20 protein-coding genes are annotated in these 18,337 nt (G+C 64.0%); 9 read left to right on the top strand and 11 right to left on the bottom strand.

What is annotated here, in order from left to right; genetic code table 11:
* Positions 1–7: 7 nt before the first annotated feature.
* Positions 8–793, bottom strand: a complete 786-nt coding sequence (locus AC50X5_RS11110) for an ABC transporter ATP-binding protein (RefSeq protein WP_494976168.1) — start codon at positions 791–793, stop codon at positions 8–10.
* 130 nt (positions 794–923) lie between these two features.
* On the opposite strand from AC50X5_RS11110, the gene serB reads away from it, so the two are divergent.
* A complete protein-coding gene (gene serB, locus AC50X5_RS11115; RefSeq protein WP_494976169.1) occupies positions 924–1,823 on the top strand; it encodes a phosphoserine phosphatase SerB in 900 nt (299 codons plus the stop codon).
* 74 nt (positions 1,824–1,897) lie between these two features.
* Here the strand turns inward: serB and AC50X5_RS11120 are convergent, their stop codons facing one another.
* Together AC50X5_RS11120 and AC50X5_RS11125 are read right to left on the bottom strand one after the other, a co-directional pair.
* On the bottom strand, positions 1,898–2,650 hold the full coding sequence (locus AC50X5_RS11120) for an SDR family oxidoreductase (RefSeq protein WP_494976170.1): 753 nt from the start codon (positions 2,648–2,650) through the stop codon (positions 1,898–1,900).
* Positions 2,651–2,765: 115 nt separating this feature from the next.
* Positions 2,766–3,491: a beta-ketoacyl-ACP reductase gene (locus AC50X5_RS11125; RefSeq protein WP_494976171.1), complete on the bottom strand. Its 726-nt coding sequence runs from the start codon at positions 3,489–3,491 to the stop codon at positions 2,766–2,768.
* 170 nt (positions 3,492–3,661) lie between these two features.
* Here AC50X5_RS11125 and AC50X5_RS11130 point away from each other — a divergent pair, with 170 nt between their 5' ends.
* The 3 genes from AC50X5_RS11130 to AC50X5_RS11140 are packed head-to-tail and all read left to right on the top strand — an operon-like array spanning position 3,662 to position 5,277.
* Positions 3,662–4,123, top strand: a complete 462-nt coding sequence (locus tag AC50X5_RS11130; protein ID WP_494976391.1) for a DUF3099 domain-containing protein — start codon at positions 3,662–3,664, stop codon at positions 4,121–4,123.
* Positions 4,120–4,413 carry a hypothetical protein gene (locus AC50X5_RS11135; protein ID WP_494976172.1) on the top strand — a complete coding sequence of 98 codons (294 nt, stop codon included), beginning with the start codon at positions 4,120–4,122 and terminating at the stop codon, positions 4,411–4,413. Before AC50X5_RS11130 ends, AC50X5_RS11135 begins: the two co-directional genes overlap by 4 nt.
* The gene (locus tag AC50X5_RS11140) at positions 4,414–5,277 is read left to right on the top strand and encodes an SURF1 family cytochrome oxidase biogenesis protein (protein WP_494976173.1); all 864 of its coding nucleotides are present in this window, start codon (positions 4,414–4,416) and stop codon (positions 5,275–5,277) included.
* 28 nt (positions 5,278–5,305) lie between these two features.
* Here AC50X5_RS11140 and AC50X5_RS11145 read toward each other — a convergent pair whose 3' ends face one another.
* A complete protein-coding gene (locus tag AC50X5_RS11145) occupies positions 5,306–6,904 on the bottom strand; it encodes an ABC-F family ATP-binding cassette domain-containing protein (RefSeq protein WP_493985544.1) in 1,599 nt (532 codons plus the stop codon).
* Positions 6,905–7,183: 279 nt separating this feature from the next.
* Between AC50X5_RS11145 and AC50X5_RS11150 the strand changes: the two genes are divergently transcribed.
* The 3 genes from AC50X5_RS11150 to AC50X5_RS11160 are packed head-to-tail and all read left to right on the top strand — an operon-like array spanning position 7,184 to position 9,155.
* Positions 7,184–7,801, top strand: a complete 618-nt coding sequence (locus AC50X5_RS11150) for a biotin transporter BioY (RefSeq protein ID WP_494976174.1) — start codon at positions 7,184–7,186, stop codon at positions 7,799–7,801.
* A 2-nt stretch (positions 7,802–7,803) separates the two neighbouring features.
* Entirely contained in the window at positions 7,804–8,520 is a 717-nt protein-coding gene (locus AC50X5_RS11155; protein ID WP_494976392.1) for an energy-coupling factor ABC transporter ATP-binding protein, read from the top strand.
* Positions 8,517–9,155, top strand: a complete 639-nt coding sequence (locus AC50X5_RS11160) for an energy-coupling factor transporter transmembrane component T family protein (protein WP_494976175.1) — start codon at positions 8,517–8,519, stop codon at positions 9,153–9,155. The genes AC50X5_RS11155 and AC50X5_RS11160 overlap by 4 nt, the downstream gene beginning before the upstream one ends.
* Before the next feature lie 38 nt (positions 9,156–9,193).
* Here the strand turns inward: AC50X5_RS11160 and AC50X5_RS11165 are convergent, their stop codons facing one another.
* Both AC50X5_RS11165 and AC50X5_RS11170 read right to left on the bottom strand, forming a co-directional pair.
* Positions 9,194–10,378 carry a thiolase family protein gene (locus tag AC50X5_RS11165; RefSeq protein WP_494976176.1) on the bottom strand — a complete coding sequence of 395 codons (1,185 nt, stop codon included), beginning with the start codon at positions 10,376–10,378 and terminating at the stop codon, positions 9,194–9,196.
* The gene (locus AC50X5_RS11170; RefSeq protein ID WP_494976177.1) at positions 10,371–11,861 is read right to left on the bottom strand and encodes a class I adenylate-forming enzyme family protein; all 1,491 of its coding nucleotides are present in this window, start codon (positions 11,859–11,861) and stop codon (positions 10,371–10,373) included. Before AC50X5_RS11170 ends, AC50X5_RS11165 begins: the two co-directional genes overlap by 8 nt.
* Before the next feature lie 61 nt (positions 11,862–11,922).
* Here AC50X5_RS11170 and ypfJ point away from each other — a divergent pair, with 61 nt between their 5' ends.
* A complete protein-coding gene (gene ypfJ, locus AC50X5_RS11175; RefSeq protein ID WP_494976178.1) occupies positions 11,923–12,816 on the top strand; it encodes a KPN_02809 family neutral zinc metallopeptidase in 894 nt (297 codons plus the stop codon).
* 51 nt (positions 12,817–12,867) lie between these two features.
* Here the strand turns inward: ypfJ and AC50X5_RS11180 are convergent, their stop codons facing one another.
* Genes AC50X5_RS11180 through AC50X5_RS11200 form a run of 5 tightly spaced genes read right to left on the bottom strand, consistent with a single transcriptional unit; the run spans position 12,868 to position 17,652 of the window.
* Positions 12,868–13,200, bottom strand: coding sequence for a metal-sulfur cluster assembly factor (locus AC50X5_RS11180; protein ID WP_494976179.1), 333 nt, complete (start codon positions 13,198–13,200; stop codon positions 12,868–12,870).
* Positions 13,201–13,212: 12 nt separating this feature from the next.
* Complete coding sequence (gene sufC / locus AC50X5_RS11185) at positions 13,213–13,998, bottom strand: Fe-S cluster assembly ATPase SufC (RefSeq protein ID WP_494976180.1); 786 nt, start codon at positions 13,996–13,998, stop codon at positions 13,213–13,215.
* Positions 13,999–14,057: 59 nt separating this feature from the next.
* Entirely contained in the window at positions 14,058–15,344 is a 1,287-nt protein-coding gene (gene sufD, locus AC50X5_RS11190; protein ID WP_494976181.1) for a Fe-S cluster assembly protein SufD, read from the bottom strand.
* A gap of 2 nt (positions 15,345–15,346) precedes the next feature.
* The gene (gene sufB / locus AC50X5_RS11195) at positions 15,347–16,810 is read right to left on the bottom strand and encodes a Fe-S cluster assembly protein SufB (protein WP_494976182.1); all 1,464 of its coding nucleotides are present in this window, start codon (positions 16,808–16,810) and stop codon (positions 15,347–15,349) included.
* Positions 16,810–17,652: a helix-turn-helix transcriptional regulator gene (locus AC50X5_RS11200; protein WP_494976183.1), complete on the bottom strand. Its 843-nt coding sequence runs from the start codon at positions 17,650–17,652 to the stop codon at positions 16,810–16,812. The genes sufB and AC50X5_RS11200 overlap by 1 nt, the downstream gene beginning before the upstream one ends.
* A gap of 177 nt (positions 17,653–17,829) precedes the next feature.
* On the opposite strand from AC50X5_RS11200, the gene AC50X5_RS11205 reads away from it, so the two are divergent.
* Positions 17,830–18,330, top strand: a complete 501-nt coding sequence (locus tag AC50X5_RS11205) for a DUF3592 domain-containing protein (protein WP_494976184.1) — start codon at positions 17,830–17,832, stop codon at positions 18,328–18,330.
* Positions 18,331–18,337: the final 7 nt, after the last annotated feature.

Consider the following 18,337-nt stretch of genomic DNA (forward strand, 5'->3'; position numbering starts at 1 on the left):
CTGCCGCCTAGCGGCGGGCGGTGGCGGTGTAACGGCCTGCGTTGACGCTTACGTCCAGGGGCAGTCCGAACGTGGTGCTCAGGTTCCCGGCGGTGAGGACCTCGGCAATCGGTCCGGAGGCGACGACACTGGCTTCACGCAGCAGCATGGCATGCGTGAATCCGGGCGGTACCTCTTCGAGGTGGTGGGTGACCAGGACCATGGCCGGAGCGGTTTCGTCGCGCGCCAGCTCGCTGAGCCGGTGCACCAGGTCCTCCCGGCCGCCGAGGTCCAGTCCGGCGCCGGGTTCATCCAGCAGCAGGAGCTCCGGGTCTGTCATCAGTGCCCGGGCGATCTGGACACGCTTCCGCTCGCCTTCGGAGAGCGAAGCAAAAGGGCGGTTGAGCAGCATCCCCATGCCCCAGTCATTGAGCAGGGCGAAGGCGCGGCGCTCGTCATCCTTTTCGTAGCCTTCCCGCCAGCGGCCAGTCACTCCGTAGGCGGCGGTGACCACGACGTTCAGGACTTTCTCATGCTCGGGAATCTGGTTTGCCAGCGCTGCTGAGGAAAGGCCGATGCGGGGGCGGAGTTCAAAGACGTCCACTGCGCCGAGGACCTCTTCCAGCACCCCTGCCATACCGGAGGTGGGATGCAGCCTGGCCGCGGCGATCTGGAGGAGGGTGGTTTTGCCGGCACCATTGGGCCCAAGAATGACCCAGCGTTCGCCTTCCTTGACCTGCCAGTCCACCTTGTCCAGCAGGGTCTTGGACCCACGGACGACGCTGACTTTGGCCAATTCAAGAACATCGCTCATAGGAGTAGACATTAGGTCAAAATGCAGGCGGACTGATAACCGGCGCCGGTCACGGGACGTGTCCTTAACCAACCATGGTGAATTCTTAACCAGCTTCTGGCACCGCCGCCGGCTGGATAGGATGGCAGCCATGACGTCGAACGTGACTGCGGTCAGCTATGCCTTGAAACTCTCCCCCGCCGACCTTGCCTCCCTCCGGGCGCTGTACTCGGATTCAGGGGCGGGGATTATCAGCGAATCGCAGGCAGGAGATGACCGCTACCAGGTGTCCATTACCGAACTCCTGATCGACGCCGACGCCGACGCTGAATCCGCCGTGGCCGCCCTTCGCTCTGAACTAAACCGCCGCGGACCTGGTGGGATTGAGACAGCGCTCGTACCGTCCGGGCTGCGGGATGCGGAACGGAAGCTGCTGATCATGGACGTTGATTCAACGCTTATCCAGCAGGAAGTAATCGAACTGCTGGCCGCGTATGCCGGCAAGCGTGAGGAAGTTACTGCCGTGACCGAGGCCGCCATGCGGGGCGAACTGGACTTCACCCAGAGCCTGCACGCGCGGGTGGCCGTGCTGGCCGGGCTGCCCGTCGATGTCGTTAATGCCGTCCGTGCGGAAGTCCGGCTCAGCCTTGGGGCTGCGGAGCTCGTGGCCTCGTTCAAAGCTGCCGGCCATGTGGTAGCCGTAGTGTCCGGTGGATTCAACCAGATCCTCCAGCCGATCGCCGGTGAACTGGGCCTTGACTACTGGCAGGCCAATGAACTGGAAATCGTCGACGGCGTTCTGACTGGAAAGGTCCTTGGCGACGTTGTGGACCGGGCAGCCAAAGAAAAGTACCTCCGCCAGTGGGCAGCTGCGGAGGGCATCGACCTGGCTCACACAATCGCCGTCGGCGATGGCGCCAACGATCTGGACATGCTGGGAGCAGCGGGGATCGGGGTGGCGTTCAACGCAAAGCCCGCTGTCCGCGCTGTAACTCCCGCCGCCATCAGTTTCCCTTACCTGGACGCAGTCCGGCACATCGCCGGCGTCTAAAGGGAATGGCACGGCGGGTGATGTTCGCTGGAACATTGCCCGCCGTGCCATCCTCGACGTTCTTGGAGGAGCTGTTAGACCGCGCTCTTGCCGAAGTAGTCGGCACCGCCAACGTAATGCGTGTAGCCGGTCTCGACGTCGGCAGTCGCCATCTTCACGATCTCGGCGGCGAACTCGGAAACAGAGTACAGCTTCCCGGCCTCGGCGCGGCGGGCCTCGATGGCACCAGGGTTGGACCGATCCAGCAGGGTGGCGGTGACGGTTCCTTCGATCATGTCGCCGGAAACCACCACCAGGGAAATGCCCTGCTCGGCAAGGTTCGGCACCAGTTCCCTCAAAGCGTCCTCGCCGGCACGTTTGCTGCGGGCCACGGGCTCGTATTCCGGCATGGTGGGCACGGTTTCAATGAAGTGCGCCTGGTGGCTGGTGACAAACACCACCTTGGAGCCCTCCGGCATCAGCGGGGCGGCAGCGTTAAGCATGTTGACCTGGGCGTCGCGGTTGAGCTTAAGCGCGTAGCCCTCCTCCATGCCTGATTCCATACCGCCTGAAGCGTTGAGCACCAGAAGATCCAGCGAACCGAAGTTCTCCATGGCAGCACTTGCCAGGGCCTGTACACCCTCGGCAGTGGTGAGGTCTGCACCGACCGCGACGGCACGACCTCCCGCGGCTTCGATCTCCGCCACGACTTTGTTCGCGCGGGGGGCCTTTTGCCGGTAATTCACGACGACGGCGGCGCCTTCGGCAGCAAGGAACTTCGCGACGTCGGCTCCGACGCCCCGCGAAGAACCTGTCACTATCGCAGTCTTGTTATCCAGCAGTCCCATTCGAGCTCCTTCTTGTTGAATACGTCCAAACGCAGTGGGTTCGCTCTTCATCATGCCAGCGGCAGCGGCGAAATCAGTTGTATGACCCCTCCAAAGCTGGGCCTTAACTGCTGGGTCAGTGACCCATGCCCAGGCCGCCGTCCACCGGAATGACCGCGCCGGAGATGTAACCGGCCTCATCGCTGGCCACCCAGCGCACCACATTCGCTACCTCGGACGCCTCAGCAAACCGTGCGGCCGGCACCTTGGCCAGGTAGTCCTTCTGCGTTGCCTCCGGAAGTTCGGCAGTCATGTCCGTGTTGATGAACCCGGGTGCGACAACGTTGGCTGTGATGCCGCGTGAACCGAGTTCACGGGTCAGAGAACGGGCAATGCCCACAAGCCCCGCCTTGGACGCGGAGTAATTAATCTGACCCGGGGCGCCATACAGCCCGGAAACTGACGAGATCAGCACCACCCGTCCCTTGCGCAGCTTCATCATGCCCTTGGTGGCACGCTTGATGACGCGGAAGGCGCCGGTCAGGTTGGTGTCGATGACGGAGGTGAAGTCTTCTTCGCTCATACGCAGCAGCAAGGTGTCTCTGGTAATGCCCGCGTTGGCAACCAGCACTTCAACCGGCCCGTGGGCGGCTTCCACCTCGGTAAAGGCCGCGTCCACAGAGGCCGGGTCGGTGACATCGGCTTTCACCCCCAGGATGCCCTCGGGCAACGGTGACTCGCTCCGGTAGGTCACGGCCACCTTGTCGCCGTTGGCCAGGAAAGACTCTGCGATAGCCAGTCCGATTCCGCGGTTGCCACCGGTGATGAGGACACTGCGGGCGCTCGAAACTGCTTCAGTCATGGGGGTGCTCCGGATCTGCGGCGCAGTGGCGCCGCCGTCGAGGGTTGGGATTGCCTGCCAACGATCTTAGCCCGGGTTTGGGGCCGCACCTCGGAAGGTGAGAGAATTGCAGGAAGCCTTGGGAGCGTGATCCGCCACTAATGACCCCCTTAAACCCCTTCCGAAAGTCCATGTCCGCAGACCATCACGCCCGCAACAATAACCTGACGGATGCGGAGGTGCACAGCATTTCCAATGCTGCCGTGGCGCACTCCACTGACATGCGCAAGCGGATGATCCAGTACGGATTGGCCATGGGAATCCGCATGGTTTGCCTGGTCCTGATCTTCGTCGTCGACGGCTGGTTCAAGTTGGTTATGGTGGCCGGTGCCCTGTTCCTGCCGTGGGTGGCCGTAGTCATCGCGAACGGCAGCGACCAGGCAGCGATCCACAGCGACACTCTCCTGGACACGGCCCCCTACGTGGAACTGGAAGGCCCGGCTGCACAGTCAGCGCCGGAAGCCGCCGCCGACGGCAATGCCTACGGTGACGGCAGCAGCACAGGGACCACGGACAGCGGGCCGGTGATCCTGCAAGGCGAAGTGGTGCCGGACGACGACGGACCCGAGGAACAGGAAAAGCGCGCCTCATGAGTATCTTTGACCTGGCCGGCGGCACTGGAAATGTCGACGGCCCTGCCGAAGCCCGCTGCTCCCGGAAGGGCTGCCGGGCGCCGGCACTGTGGCAACTGTTGTGGAACAACCCCAAGATCCACACCCCGGACCGCCGCAAAATCTGGCTTGCCTGCCCGGAACACCACGGCTGGCTTGAGGAATACCTGCAGCAGCGTGGCCTCTGGAAAGAGACACTGCCCCTGCTGCCGGACAATGGAACTTCAGCCGCCCACCAGGGGAACCTGCCGGCTGACGGGCAGGATCACTGAATGTACCGCTTTCTTTTCTCCAGCAAATGGCTGGGTTACCTTCTGCTCGCAGCCATCTTCGCAGCGGCCTGCGTCTTCCTGGGCCGATGGCAGATGGACCGCCGGGCAGAGACGCTGGCCGAGATCAACCGGGTAACGTCCAACTATTCCGCCGAGCCACTGGACTTCAATGCTGCCCGCGATCAGTTCATCAGCCTCCAGCCGGAGCGCGAATGGACCCAGGTACGGCTGCAGGGCAGCTATGACGTTGAGGGCCAGCGGATCGTGCGGAACCGGCCCCTCAACGGGCAGCCGGGCTATGAAGTGGTGGTGCCGTTCCGCCTCAACACCGGCGAAACGGTCATCGTGGATCGCGGCTGGCTCCCTATTGGCAACAACACGGCCGGCCATCCGGACAGCATCCCTGCCCCGCCTTACGGTGACGTTACCGCCGTCGTCCGCCTTAAAGCAGGCGAGCCGCAGCTGGACCGGACTGCCCCGCAGGGACAGTTGGCTTCCATCGACCTGTCAACCTACGCTGCCGAACTCGGCTACCCGGTGCTGACCGGCGCCTATGGGCAACTGGCCGGTGAGGATCCGGCGCCGGCAGACAAACCCGTAGGGTTCCCCATGCCATCTGTTAACGAGGGAACGCACTTGTCCTACTCGCTGCAGTGGTTTGCGTTCGGTGTGCTGATGTTCGTGGCCTTCGGCTATGCCGCCAGGCAGCAGGCACGGAACGCAGCCATCGACGCTGAGGATGACGAATCCCAGCCCCGCTATGCGGCAGTCCACGGCGCCCGCCCGGGTCCGGCTCCGCGGAAACGGAAAACCCCGACGGCCGAGGAAGAGGAAGACGCCATCCTTGACCGCCAGGGTTTTTAGCCCGCGCGGCTTTTAACCGCCGTCCCGGCTAGGCCAGGGTGATGAGGTCCAGGTAATCCTCGTTCCAGTGGTCCTCAACGCCGTCGGGCAGGAGGACCACCCGCTCCGGGTTCAACGCCTCGACTGCGCCTTCATCGTGGCTGACCAGCACGACGGCGCCGGAATAGTTGCGGAGCGCACCCAGGATTTCGGCGCGGCTGGCCGGGTCCAGGTTGTTCGTGGGTTCGTCCAGGAGCAGCACGTTGGCGCTGGAGGCAACGATCGTGGCCAGGGCCAGGCGGGTCTTCTCGCCACCGGAGAGAACCCCGGCCGGCTTGTCCACATCGTCGCCGGAGAACAGGAACGAACCCAGGATTCCGCGGACCTCTGCGTCCTTCATGTCCGGTGCAGACGAGCGCATGTTTTCCAGGACCGTGCGGTTGACGTCCAGGGTGTCGTGTTCCTGGGCGTAGTAGCCCACCTTAAGCCCGTGCCCCGCGATGACGTCCCCGGTGTCCGGCTTGTCCACGCCTGCGAGCATGCGCAGCAGTGTGGTTTTGCCCGCACCGTTCAGGCCCAGGATAACCACCTTGGAGCCGCGGTCGATGGCCAGGTCCACATCGGTGAAGATCTCCAGCGAGCCGTAGGACTTGCTAAGGCCCTCAGCCGTGAGCGGCGTCTTGCCGCAGGGCGACGGGTCCGGGAACCGCAGGGCTGCCACGCGGTCGTTTTCACGGACGGCCTCCAGCCCGCTCAACAGCCGTTCTGCGCGCTTGGCCATGTTCTGTGCCGCCACTGCCTTGGTGGCCTTGGCCCGCATCTTGTTGGCCTGGTCGAACAGGACCTGGGCCTTCTTCTCGGCGTTGGCCCGCTCGCGTTTGCGGGCGCGTTCGTCCGTTTCGCGCTGCAGGAGGTAGCGCTTCCAGTCCATGTTGTAGAAATCGATCTGGGCACGGTTGGCGTCCAGGAGGAAAACCTTGTTAACAGTGGCTTCGAGGAGCTCGGTATCGTGGCTGATCACGATCAGGCCGCCCTGGTGGTTCTTGAGGAAGTCACGCAGCCAGGCGATGGAGTCGGCGTCGAGGTGGTTGGTGGGCTCATCGAGCAGCATGGTTTCGGCGTCGGAATAGAGAATCCGGGCCAGCTCGACGCGGCGGCGCTGGCCACCGGAGAGCGTTTTCAACGGCTGGTTCAGGATCCTGTCCGGGAGGGCCAGGTTGGAGCAGATGGCGGCGGCTTCGGCCTCGGCCGAGTAGCCTCCGGCCGCCAGGAACTCAGATTCCAGGCGGTCGTACCTGTTCATGGCCTTGCGCTGGACCTCTGGATCCTCGCTGGCCATTTCCTCGTGCGCCAACCGCAGTTTCCCCACGGCGACGTCCAGGCCCCGGGCAGCAAGGATGCGGTCGCGGGCCAGCTGCTCCATGTCCGGGGTGCGGGGATCCTGCGGAAGGTATCCGATTTCGCCACTGCGCGTTACCTTGCCTCCGGCGGGAAGTCCCTCGCCCGCCAGGACCCGGGTGAGAGTCGTTTTCCCGGCACCGTTGCGGCCCACCAGCCCGATTTTGTCACCCTTGTCGATGCGGAAGCTCACCTGGTCCATAAGGAGCCGGGCGCCAGCGCGCAGTTCAAGATCCTGGACAGTAATCACAGCAGGTAAGGCCTTTCACAACAGGGAAGCCGCAGCATGGGTTCAACGCATCGGATTGGACCGATGCCGGGTTGCACCATGGCTGCCGGGCAGTGGCCAGAGACGGCCTAGACCAGTCTACCGGCAGGAGAGCTTGTGCAACGCCTGCAGGATGTGACCTCCGCTTTAGTGGCAGGGCTACAAAAACGCCGCCGCAGGGGGCCCGTATCGTCGAAAGCACATCATCACTCCCGCACCTCCCGCTGCGACAACAGTTGCAGGAACCCACAGGAAAGACCCATGAGCCAAGCAGACACAGTAGTCACCATTCCCGCTGCCCGCCGCCAGCGATGGAACGCCACGGACCTCGGCCTGATCGCCGTCTTTGCAGCCCTCGTCGCGGGCGCCGCCCTGGTACCGGGCATTCCCCTGGCTGTAGGAGTCCCCATCACCCTCCAGACCTTGGCTGTGATGCTCACGGGCATGGTCCTTGGCCCCGGCCGCGCTTTTGCCGCCGTCGGGCTGTACACGTTGTTGGGACTGGCCGGGCTGCCCATTTTCTCCGGTGGCCGCAGCGGACTTGGCATACTGGCGGGCCCGTCAGCCGGTTACATTGTGGGCTTCACGGTGGCGGCCACCCTGGTGGGCTTCCTGACCGTCCAGGTCCTGCGCCGGACCAGGCGGCTTCGCGCTGTGTGGCTGTTCGCTGCTGCCATGTTCACCAGCATCCTCACTATCCACAGCCTGGGCGTGGCCGGCATTGCCCTTAATACCGGTGCCACCATCCAGCAGGCCTTCTTCGCAGACCTGGCTTTCTATCCCGGGGACGTGGTGAAGAACATCCTGGCAGCCCTGATTGCCGTGTCCCTCCACCGGGCGTTCCCGGACATCCTGGTGCGGCGCGCGGCCCGGCAGTAATGATGGCCACTATCTCTTTCACCGGAGCTACGGTCCGGGTACCCATTGACGGTACCGACCAACACAGGACACTTCTGGATCAGGTCTCCCTCACTATGACGGAACACCGGATCGGGGTTATCGGATCAAACGGCTCCGGCAAATCCACCTTCCTCCGGCTCATCAACGGTCTGGCGCAACCAACGTCCGGTTCAGTCACCGTCAACGGAAAGGACACCATCCGCGACGTCCGTGCCGTCCGCCGCTCGGTCGGCTTCGTTTTCACGGACCCGCTGTCCCAGCTGGTGATGCCTACGGGCCGGGAGGACGTGGAGCTATCGCTGCGCCGAACAGTCCGCAACGGGCTTGACCGGCGCCGCCTGGCCGAGGAAGCGCTGGAGCGGTTTGGCCTCCTGGGCCTGGCTGAGCAGAGCATCTACGAACTGTCCGGCGGCGAACGGCAGTTAATGGCGCTCGCGGCCGTCCTGGCGGTCGATCCCGCCGTCCTGGTGCTCGACGAACCGTCCACCCTCCTGGACCTCCGCAACCGTGAACTGCTCCGCCGGACCCTGGACAGCCTGGACCAGCAGATCATTATGTCCACCCATGATCTTGAGCTGGTCACCGGCATGGACCGCGTGCTGGTGATCGACACCGGCCGGGTAGTTTTCGACGGCGGCCCGGTAGCCGCCGTCGAGCATTACCGCGCGCTGGCGCTGGGTGTTCCGGGGATGGGATGAGGGGGCACGGTTTCCTGCTGGCCAATTACGTGCCTGGCGGGTCCTTTCTTCACCGCTGCCCGCTTTGGCTGAAGTTCCTGACAGTGGTTGGCGCCGGTTTTGCATCGTTCCTGATTACCGACTGGCTGGTATCCGGCACCGTACTGGCTGCCATGGCGGCGCTGTTCCTGCTCAGCGGCGCGGGAGCGCGCAGGCTGTTCCGGGCAGTCCGGCCACTGCTTCCCGTGCTGGCGGTGATCGGCCTCTTTCAATGGTGGCAACTGGGCGGACCAACTGCTGCCCGGATCGTCCTGAACATCCTGGTGTGTGTGGTGGCGGCGTCGGTCCTGACGGCAACCACTCCCCTGCAACGGCTGCTCGACGGCGTAACTTCCCTGGCAACGCCTTTCCGGCGTTTCGGCGCGGACCCGGAGCGCTTCGCCTTGACCATCGCCATTATGCTGCGCAGCATTCCATTTATCGCCGGAACGTTCTCCGACGTGCGGGACTCTGCCAAGGCGCGGGGACTGGAACGGAACCCACGGGCGCTGGTGCTGCCGGTATTCATCACCACGGTGGCCTACGCAAGGCAGACGGGTGAAGCGCTCGCCGCCCGCGGCCTTGGCGAACCTGACGACCCAACTGAGCAGCAGTAGTTGCCGTTTACAGCACTGTATACGGCAACTACTGCTACTTACTTTGGGGTAATGCGGACGTACCGGAAGAGGGCCGCAGTACCCAGGCCCCCGGCGCCGCTGATCATCGCCAGCGCCAGGGATCCGCGGCCGGGACTCGTGCGGGCCTGGGCAAGCAGCCTGGTAACGAGGACTGCGCCCGACGCGCCGTAGGCATGGCCCATCGCCAGCGCCCCGCCGTCGAGGTTCGCCCGGGCCGGATCGATACCGAGCCGGGTCAGGCAGGCAAGGGTCTGCGACGCGAACGCCTCGTTGAATTCCACCAGGTCCAGCGCATCGGCCACGAGCTGCCGCTTCCGCAAAAGCCTTTCCGCCGCGGCGGCCGCTCCCATGCCCAGCAGCCTTGGTTCGACGCCGGCCGTTTCCGACCCTTCCACCAGCAAACCGTCGACGGCCCCCAGCTCGCGGGCACGCGCCAACGAGGTGATCACGACGGCGGATGCCGCGTCTGCATCAAAGCACGAGTTCCCGGCGGTGACTGTTCCTCCGGGGACAAACGCCGGCGGGAAACGTGCCAGGATTCCGCCAGTCAGGGCAGGCCGGGGGCCGTCGTCGATGGTTACTGTGCCGGAGGTTGCGGGAACCGGGACAATCTCGTGAGTGAAGGCTCCGGTGACCAAAGCCTGCAGGGCCCGTGTATGGCTTGCCAGGGCGAAATCGTCCTGCTGTTGGCGGCTGGTGCCGTATTCCCGGGCAACGTTCTCTGCCGCGACACCCATGTCCGGATCGCCAAGGCTGTCCGGCGAAAACCGGGCCCGGGCGTAAAACTCCGGTTCGCCGTCGTGATTCCTGATGGCACGCAGTGGCGCCGTGCTGACGCTTTCCGCTCCCCCGGCCAAATACAGCGGGTTTCCGCCGGCCCCTACCAGCCGGCTGGCCAGCACTATGGCGTCCAGGCCGGAGCCGCACTGCCGGTCAATGGTGATGCCGGGCACGTGAACAGGCAGTCCGGCCTCAAGAAGGGAGAGCCTGGCCGCGTTGCCGCCGCCTCCCACAGCGTTACCGATAAAAACGTCGTCAACAGCGCCGCCGGACAGGGCCAGTTCCGCCAGCAAGGCCTCCAGCACCGGTGCCAGCAGCCGCTGTACCGGCACATCGCGAAGGGCGCCTTTCGCCCGGACTACGGGCGTCCGCCGGGCAGCGATAATGACGGGCTGACGCTCCGCGGTGCTTCCGTCAGCCAAGGTGCTTAACCCTGCCGTCGCCGGCCTCGATCCACTCGCGGAGAAGTCCGCGGCTGACTTTCCCGCGGTCCGTCACAGGCAGCCCGTCCAGGAGGTAATACTGCTGCGGTCGCTTTTCCCTGGCTAAAGCATCCGCCAATGCGGTCCTGATTTGCGTCACGGTGATTGCTCCGTTGGCGGGCACAATCCCTGCCACAACTTTCTGGCCGCGGAGGTCATCCGGCATGCCCACTGCCACGGCCGATGCCACGCCTGGAATGGAGGTCAACGCCAGCTCGACCTCGTGAGGGTAGACATTGCGGCCGGCTGCCAGGATCATGTCTGAGCGCCGGCCAAGGATATGCAGCGCACCGTCCTCCAGGTAGCCCTGGTCCCCCACGGTGTACCAGCCGTCCAGGGAACGCAGGGCCTCGCCGTCATCGCCCCACAGGTAGCCATTGCTGACCATGCCGCTGCGGACACAGATCCAGCCTGCCTCGCCGTCGGGAAGTTCCATGCTGCTTGATGTTGTGTCAGAAGCCCCACCATCAGCGTCTGTATCGGCAGCTGTAGCTGTAGCTGTAGCTGTGTCGATACCGCCCAGGATCCTGATGTCCACCCCCGGGAAAGCCTTGCCGATCCTGGTGTTCCCGGCGGCTGCCGGTTCGCCGGGGGCAAGCCCCGAACCGGCCACGAAGCTGAGCTCTGAGGCGCCGTAATACTCAAAAATAGTCGCTGCCGGAGCCCAGCGTCGCGCGGCTTCCAGGGTTCGGGCGTCCAGCTTGGAACCGGCGCAGATGATGCTCCGCAGCCCTGACGCGTCAACTCCCCCGGCCAGTCCTCGTTCGCTGAGGAGCCGGAGCATGGTTGGCACCACGACCAGCCGGGTCACACCATCGAATGCCACGGCTGTGTGGACGTCGGAAATATCGAACGATTCGAGCGTATTGAACTGCGTGCCTGCATACAGGCACTCAGCCAGGGCATACAGATTCAGGCTGGCCGCGAGTGGGCCCGGGGCCAGGGTGATGTCATCCTGGCGCAGGCCAAAGAATGCGATCGACGCTTCGAAGGACAGTTGCCAGGATCGCCGGGAGCGGGTGAAGGCTTTTGGGACCGAGGTGGTACCTGACGTGAGCCCGATCAGGAAAGGCGTGTCCGGCGGCCCATCTGCCAGTTCCTCTGCCAAGGGTCTGGCAGGCTGCACCGCCAGGGCTCCGGCGTAGGACTCAGCCAGATTCTCACTGATGCCGTCCCGGACAGCTTCCGGCCAGGTGGGATCGAGCACCGCGCACTGGCGCGTTCCGGCAATGCCTGCCGCAAAGGAGACCGCGAAATCGACGGAGTTGGGCTGCGCGAGGACGCTCAGGGCCGGCGTCTGCGGGAGGACGGCCGCAGCCGCTTTGCGAAGATCCGACCAGCTGAGGTAACGGCCGGCAACCACAACAGCGGGGGCATCGGGGCGGTCGTCGGCCCAGCGCTGAAGTCGGTCAAGGAATGGCATCACGCCAATTTTAGCGGCCGTATGCACATGCCCCGCATTGTGTGGCGTCTAGAGTTTCACTATGAGCTTCAATGACAACGTTCGCCTGGATCCCTCGCAGGTGCAGGACCGCCGGGGCGGCATGGGACGCGGCACCAAGATCGGCGGTGGCATCGGTGGAGGCATTGTGGTGCTCCTCCTGGTGCTGCTCGGGGTGAACCCGGCCATGCTGGATGGGCTTACCGGTATGGGCACTGACCAGGGCCAAGGGCAGGGGCAGGCCACCGGCCCGGCCTGCGCCATCGGGGCCGACGCCGACGCCCGCCTCGACTGCCGCATTGTGGGGACGGTCAACAGCCTCAACGCCTTCTGGCCGGACTACCTGGACGATTATGGCGTGCAGTACCCCCGGCCGGAAACAGTCATCTTCGACGGCGCCACCAGCACCGGGTGCGGCAACGCCACCTCCGCGGTAGGACCCTTCTACTGTCCGGCTGATTCCACCGCCTACTTCGATCCGGGGTTCTTCCAGGAACTGGTGGACCGCTTTGGTTCCTCCGGCGGTCCCCTGGCACAGGAGTATGTGGTGGCGCACGAATTCGGTCACCACGTGCAAAGCATCATCGGCACCCTGGACCGCGCCCAGCAGGATCCCCAGGGCCCGGAATCCGGCGCGGTCAGGGTCGAACTCCAGGCCGATTGCCTTGCGGGACTGTGGGTACGCTACGCCACGGAGCAACCCGATCCGCAAACGGGCCAGCCGTTCCTTGAACCCCTCACCCAACAGGACCTCAACGACGCTTTGTCCGCGGCGTCGGCGGTGGGCGATGACCGGATCCAGGAAGCAGCCACCGGACGTGTCTCCCCCGAGGCCTGGACCCATGGCTCCAGCGAGCAGCGCCAGAAGTGGTTCTCCGTAGGCTACGACACCGGCGACATCAACCAGTGCGACACCTTCGCGGTGGCCACTCCGTAGTTCCCACTGCCCTTAGGGAAAAGCTCCGGCCGCCGTCGTACTCACGCCAGATCAGATGTTGAAGCCGAGGGCCCGCATCTGGTCCTTGCCATCGTCGGTGATCCGTTCCGGACCCCACGGCGGCATCCAGACCCAGTTCAGCCGCCAGTCATCCACGACGCCGTCCAGCGCCTTGCCTACCTGCTCCTCGAGCACATCCGTGAGGGGGCAGGCGGCGGTGGTCAGTGTCATGTCGATCAGCAGTGCGCCGTCGTCATCGGAATACTTCAGACCGTAGAGCAGCCCGAGGTCAACGATGTTGACGCCCAGTTCGGGGTCGATGACATCCTTGAGCGCCTCCTCGATGTCCTCGAGGCTGGTGCGGGCCACATTTATTTCGGTCATAAGGGATCCTAACTAGGCCTGCACGGCGGGTGCAACGGCAGCGCCTGCACCGGCCGCGTAACGGTCGTAGCCTTCTTCTTCCAGGCGGTCGGCCAGCTCGGGCCCGCCTTCTTCCACAACCTGGCCGTCAACGAAGACGTGGACGAATTCCGGCTTGATGTAGCGCAGGATCCGTGTGTAGTGGGTGATGAGCAGTGTGCCCATCTTGCCTTCGGCCTGGGCGCGGTTGACGCCCTCGGAAACGACCTTCAGCGCATCCACGTCAAGGCCTGAGTCGGTCTCGTCGAGGATGGCAAACTTCGGCTTGAAGAGTTCCAGCTGCAGGATCTCCACCCGCTTCTTTTCGCCGCCGGAAAAGCCCTCGTTGACGTTTCGCTGCGCGAAGTCGGCGTTGATGCGGAGCTGTTCCATGGCCGACTTGACCTCCTTGGTCCAGGTACGCAATGCCGGAGCCTCGCCGTCAATGGCGGTCTTGGCAGTGCGCAGGAAGTTCGTCATGCTGACCCCGGGAACCTCGACCGGGTACTGCATGGCGAGGAACAGGCCGGCACGCGCGCGCTCGTCCACGCTCATTTCCAGGACGTCTTCACCGTCAAGGGTGATGGAACCGCTGGTCACGATGTAGCGCGGGTGGCCGGCGATGGTGGAGGCGAGGGTGGACTTGCCCGAACCATTCGGACCCATGATCGCGTGGGTTTCACCGGTGCGGATCACCAGGCTGACGCCCTTCAGGATCTCCTTGGTGCCCTGCTCCGTCTCAATGCTGACGTGCAGGTCCTTGATCTCAAGAGTTGACATGCTCTTCTTTCTGGTTGTTCTTAAGTCTTATGCAACAGCAGTGCTGGTGGCCTGCGGTATCAGTGCTCGCTGGCGGCGAGTTCGCGCTCAACAGCTTCGGTCAGCCGCTCTTCGAGGGCCGGAATCCCGATCTGCTGGATGATCTCGTTGAGGAAGCCGCGCACGACGAGTCGGCGGGCAACCTTCTCCGGAATGCCCCGGGCCATGAGGTAAAACAGGTGCTCGTCATCGAAACGGCCGGTGGCGCTGGCGTGGCCAGCACCTGCGATAAGGCCGGTTTCGATTTCCAGGTTGGGCACAGAGTCTGCGCGTGCCCCGTCGGTGAGGACCAGGTTGCGGTTCGCCTCGTAGGTGTCGGTGCCTTCGGCCTCTTTACGGATGAGGACGTCACCTACCCAGACGGCGTGCGCGTTTTTGCCCTGCAGTGCACCTTTGTAGAGCACGTTGGACTTGCAGTTGGCCACCGCGTGGTCAACGAACAGGCGCTGCTCCAGGTGCTGGCCGGCGTCGGCGTAGTACAGGCCAAACATTTCGGCCTCGGCTCCCGTTGCCGTGAACCGGGTGGAGGGCGTGACGCGGACCAGGTCCCCGCCCAGCGACACCACGACGTGCTTGAACTTAGCGTCCCGGCCCAGGCGTGCCTGCTGCGAGGAGGCGTGCACTGCGTCGTCGTTCCATTCCTGAAGCGAGATCACGGTGAGCTCGGCGCCGTCTTCAACCAGGATTTCGACGTTCTCGGACACGACTGCGCTGCCCCGGTGTTCCAGGACAACTACCGCCTTGGAAAACCTTTTGGCGATGATCACCAGGTGCTGGGCGGACGGCTGGCTGCCGGTGCCCTCGATGGCGACGGAGATCTCGCCGGCAACCTGCAGTTCAGCGGGAACCGTGATGACGGTGGCCTCTGCGAAGTTTTCCCAGGCGTTGGCCGAAACGCGGTCTTCCGGGATGCCGGCAGAGCCGATGCGGGCGTCGTCGCGGCCCACGGTTTCGAGCACCACACCGGCCGGAGCGACAACGTGCACGGACGGTGCCGCGCCGTTGAGTACCTCGGTGTGGAGGCCGCGAAGGCGCTTGAGCGGGGTGAACCGCCAGTCCTCCTCCATGCCCGTCAGCGGCTTAAAGTCAGCCAGCTTGTACGAGGTCAGGCGGCCGGCGCGTGAGCTGTCCGGCACGCCGGCGCCGCCGCCGTGGGAGTGTGCCTTGACGGCCTCTCCGGCAAGCGGGGCCTTGGAATCAGCGGCATTGATCGGGGAAAGGCTCTCGCCTTCCTCGGTAAAACCGTTGATGAACGGCTGGGCTGAGGGCGCGCCGATGCGCGCTTTTTCGGTAGTGATTTCAGTCATCGTTATCCGACGGACCCTTCCATCTGCAGTTCAATCAGGCGGTTCAGCTCAAGTGCGTACTCCATCGGGAGTTCGCGGGCAATCGGCTCGATGAAGCCACGGACGATCATCGCCATGGCCTCGTCTTCGCGCATGCCGCGGGACATCAGGTAGAAGAGCTGTTCTTCGCTGACCCGGGAGACCGTGGCCTCGTGGCCCATCACAACGTCGTCCTCGCGGATGTCGATGTACGGGTAGGTATCGGAGCGGCTGATGGTGTCCACCAGCAGCGCGTCACAACGTACGGTATTGGCCGAGTGCTTGGCTCCTTCGCGGACCTGGACCAGGCCGCGGTACGCTGCCCGTCCGCCGCCTCGGGCGACAGACTTGGAAATGATGGAGCTCTTGGTGTTCGGAGCGATGTGGACCATCTTTGAGCCGGTGTCCTGGTGCTGGCCCGCGCCGGCAAAAGCGATGGACAAGGTCTCGCCCTTGGCGTGCTCGCCGACCAGGTAGACGGCCGGGTACTTCATGGTCACCTTGGAGCCGATGTTGCCATCCACCCATTCCATGGTGGCGCCGGCTTCGCAGATGGCTCGCTTGGTCACCAGGTTGTAAACGTTGTTGGACCAGTTCTGGATGGTGGTGTAGCGGACGCGGGCGCCCTTCTTCACGATGATCTCAACGACTGCGGAGTGCAGGGAGTCGGACGTGTAGATGGGGGCGGTGCAGCCTTCGATGTAGTGGACGTAGGAGTCCTCGTCGGCGATGATCAGCGTGCGCTCGAACTGCCCCATGTTTTCCGTGTTGATACGGAAGTAGGCCTGCAGCGGGATGTCGACGTGGACGCCCTTGGGAACGTACACAAAGGAGCCACCGGACCAGACGGCCGTGTTCAGCGACGCGAACTTGTTGTCGCCAACAGGGATGACCGTGCCGAAGTACTCCTGGAAGATCTCCGGGTGTTCCTTCAGGGCAGTGTCCGTGTCCAGGAAGATAACACCCTGCTTCTCAAGATCCTCACGCAGCTGGTGATAGACGACCTCGGACTCGTACTGGGCGGCAACACCGGAAACCAGGCGCTGCTTTTCGGCCTCGGGGATGCCGAGCTTGTCGTACGTGTTTTTGATGTCCTCCGGCAGGTCCTCCCAGCTGGTGGCCTGCTTCTCAGTGGAACGCACGAAGTACTTGATGTTGTCGAAGTCGATGCCGGACAGGTCCGCGCCCCAGGTGGGCATCGGCTTGCGGTCAAAGTACTTCAGGCCCTTGAGGCGAAGATCCAACATCCACTGCGGCTCGCTCTTCTTGGACGAGATATCACGGACTACCTCATCGTTGATACCGCGACGTGCGTTGGCGCCGACGTCGTTCTTGTCAGCCCAGCCGTACTCGTACGTGCCGATACCATGGAGCTCAGGATTCTTCTCGAGAATCTCTGAGATCACGGTGTCTTCAGCTACCGGCTTCTCTGATAGTTGGTCCGTCATCACGGCCTTCCTTGCTGGTTGGTGGCTACTGGTGTCAGGTTGCCGGGAACAGGGCCGGAAGCTTCGGGCTTCGCGACCGCCGGACGGCCTGTTGGAATGTGGGTGGTGCAGACATGTCCGCCGCGGGCGAGCGTGGACAACCTGCGGACATCAACACCGACCAGCCTTGAAAACACTTCGGTTTCGGCGTCGCAGAACTCCGGAAACCGGGCTGCTAGGTGCTGGATCGGGCAGTGTCCCTGACAGAGCTGAACGCTGGAGAATGCGGCGGGCAGGGGTGCTTTTGCATCCACCGATGCCGCGGACGCTGCAAATCCGTCGCGGGTCAATGCGGCGGAAAGAGCACGGGCACGGGCGGTGACGTCCTCGCCCGCCTGCTCCATCTCCGGTGCATAGCGGCTCTCCATCTCGGCGAAGCGTTCGGCAGCGAAACGGCGGACAGCTTCTTCCCCGGCCAGGCCCTGGAGTTGACTGAGCGCCGATACGGCAATGTTGAGATAGTCATCACCGAGGGAAGACTGGCCCCGGGAACTCAGCACATAGCGGCGTGCCGGACGACCGGCGCCCGCGCTACCCCTGGCTGCACGTTTCACTTCGATAAGACCGTTACGGGAAAGGCGGTCAAGGTGCCGGCGGACCGCCGCTGGGGTAAAGCCCAGCATGTCGCCGAGCTCGGCAGCGCTGACCGGGCCGTGCTCCAGGACCGCACTCAGTACGCGGTCGCGGGTGCGCTCATCCGTCTCCGCAGCACTTGACGCGGCCGGACGTACGGAACCGCGGACGGCACCATTCGTCCTGGGGCCGGCCAAAGGCACGGATACAGTCTTCGTCACGGAATACACAACACAATCATGTCGTAATTTGTTCCAGGCCTCCAGTAAGGCAAGGCTGACCTTGAGCAGTTGTGGCGGCTAGGGCGCGCTTCCTTCGGTCACGGTTCGAGCCGGTCTACGCATGCCGTTACAGCGGTGCCGTCGGGCGCTCCGCTTGGCCGTACGTCTTCATGCAGAATGGGCATCATGAACTCCGCGGATACCTCTGAACCCCGCAGGCCACGATCATTATCAACCACCCTTGCAACAGTCACTTTCGCAGCGTTAATGGTCCTGACCGGGCCGGTGATGATCGGCGTCGGCAGTCAAATGGCTGATGCAGACGAAGAGCTCGCGCGGAGCGGCATCCACACCACCGGAACGATCGTTGACTTTGATGACCTCAGGAACGCCTCGAAAAGGGACATCAGGGTTCAGTACATGTCAGCGGACGGTGCGAAGCACTCGATCAGTGCCGCCGTGGACCATGAGCAGCATCCCACGGTCGGCGGCGACGTCACGGTGATTTACCGCGAACAGAATCCCGCGCAGGCAGTGGTGGTGGGCTATGAAAGCGACGGCATTTCGGTCCGCGGCATCGGCACCATCTTCACGCTGATCTTCACCCTGCCTGGAATGGTCCTCTTCTTCAAGGGGCTGCGGAAGAAGCGGGTCACCAGCGCGCCGCTGGCCTCGACGCCTGCCTGAGACGGGC

It is taken from the genome of Pseudarthrobacter sp. MDT1-40-2, assembly GCF_059383595.1.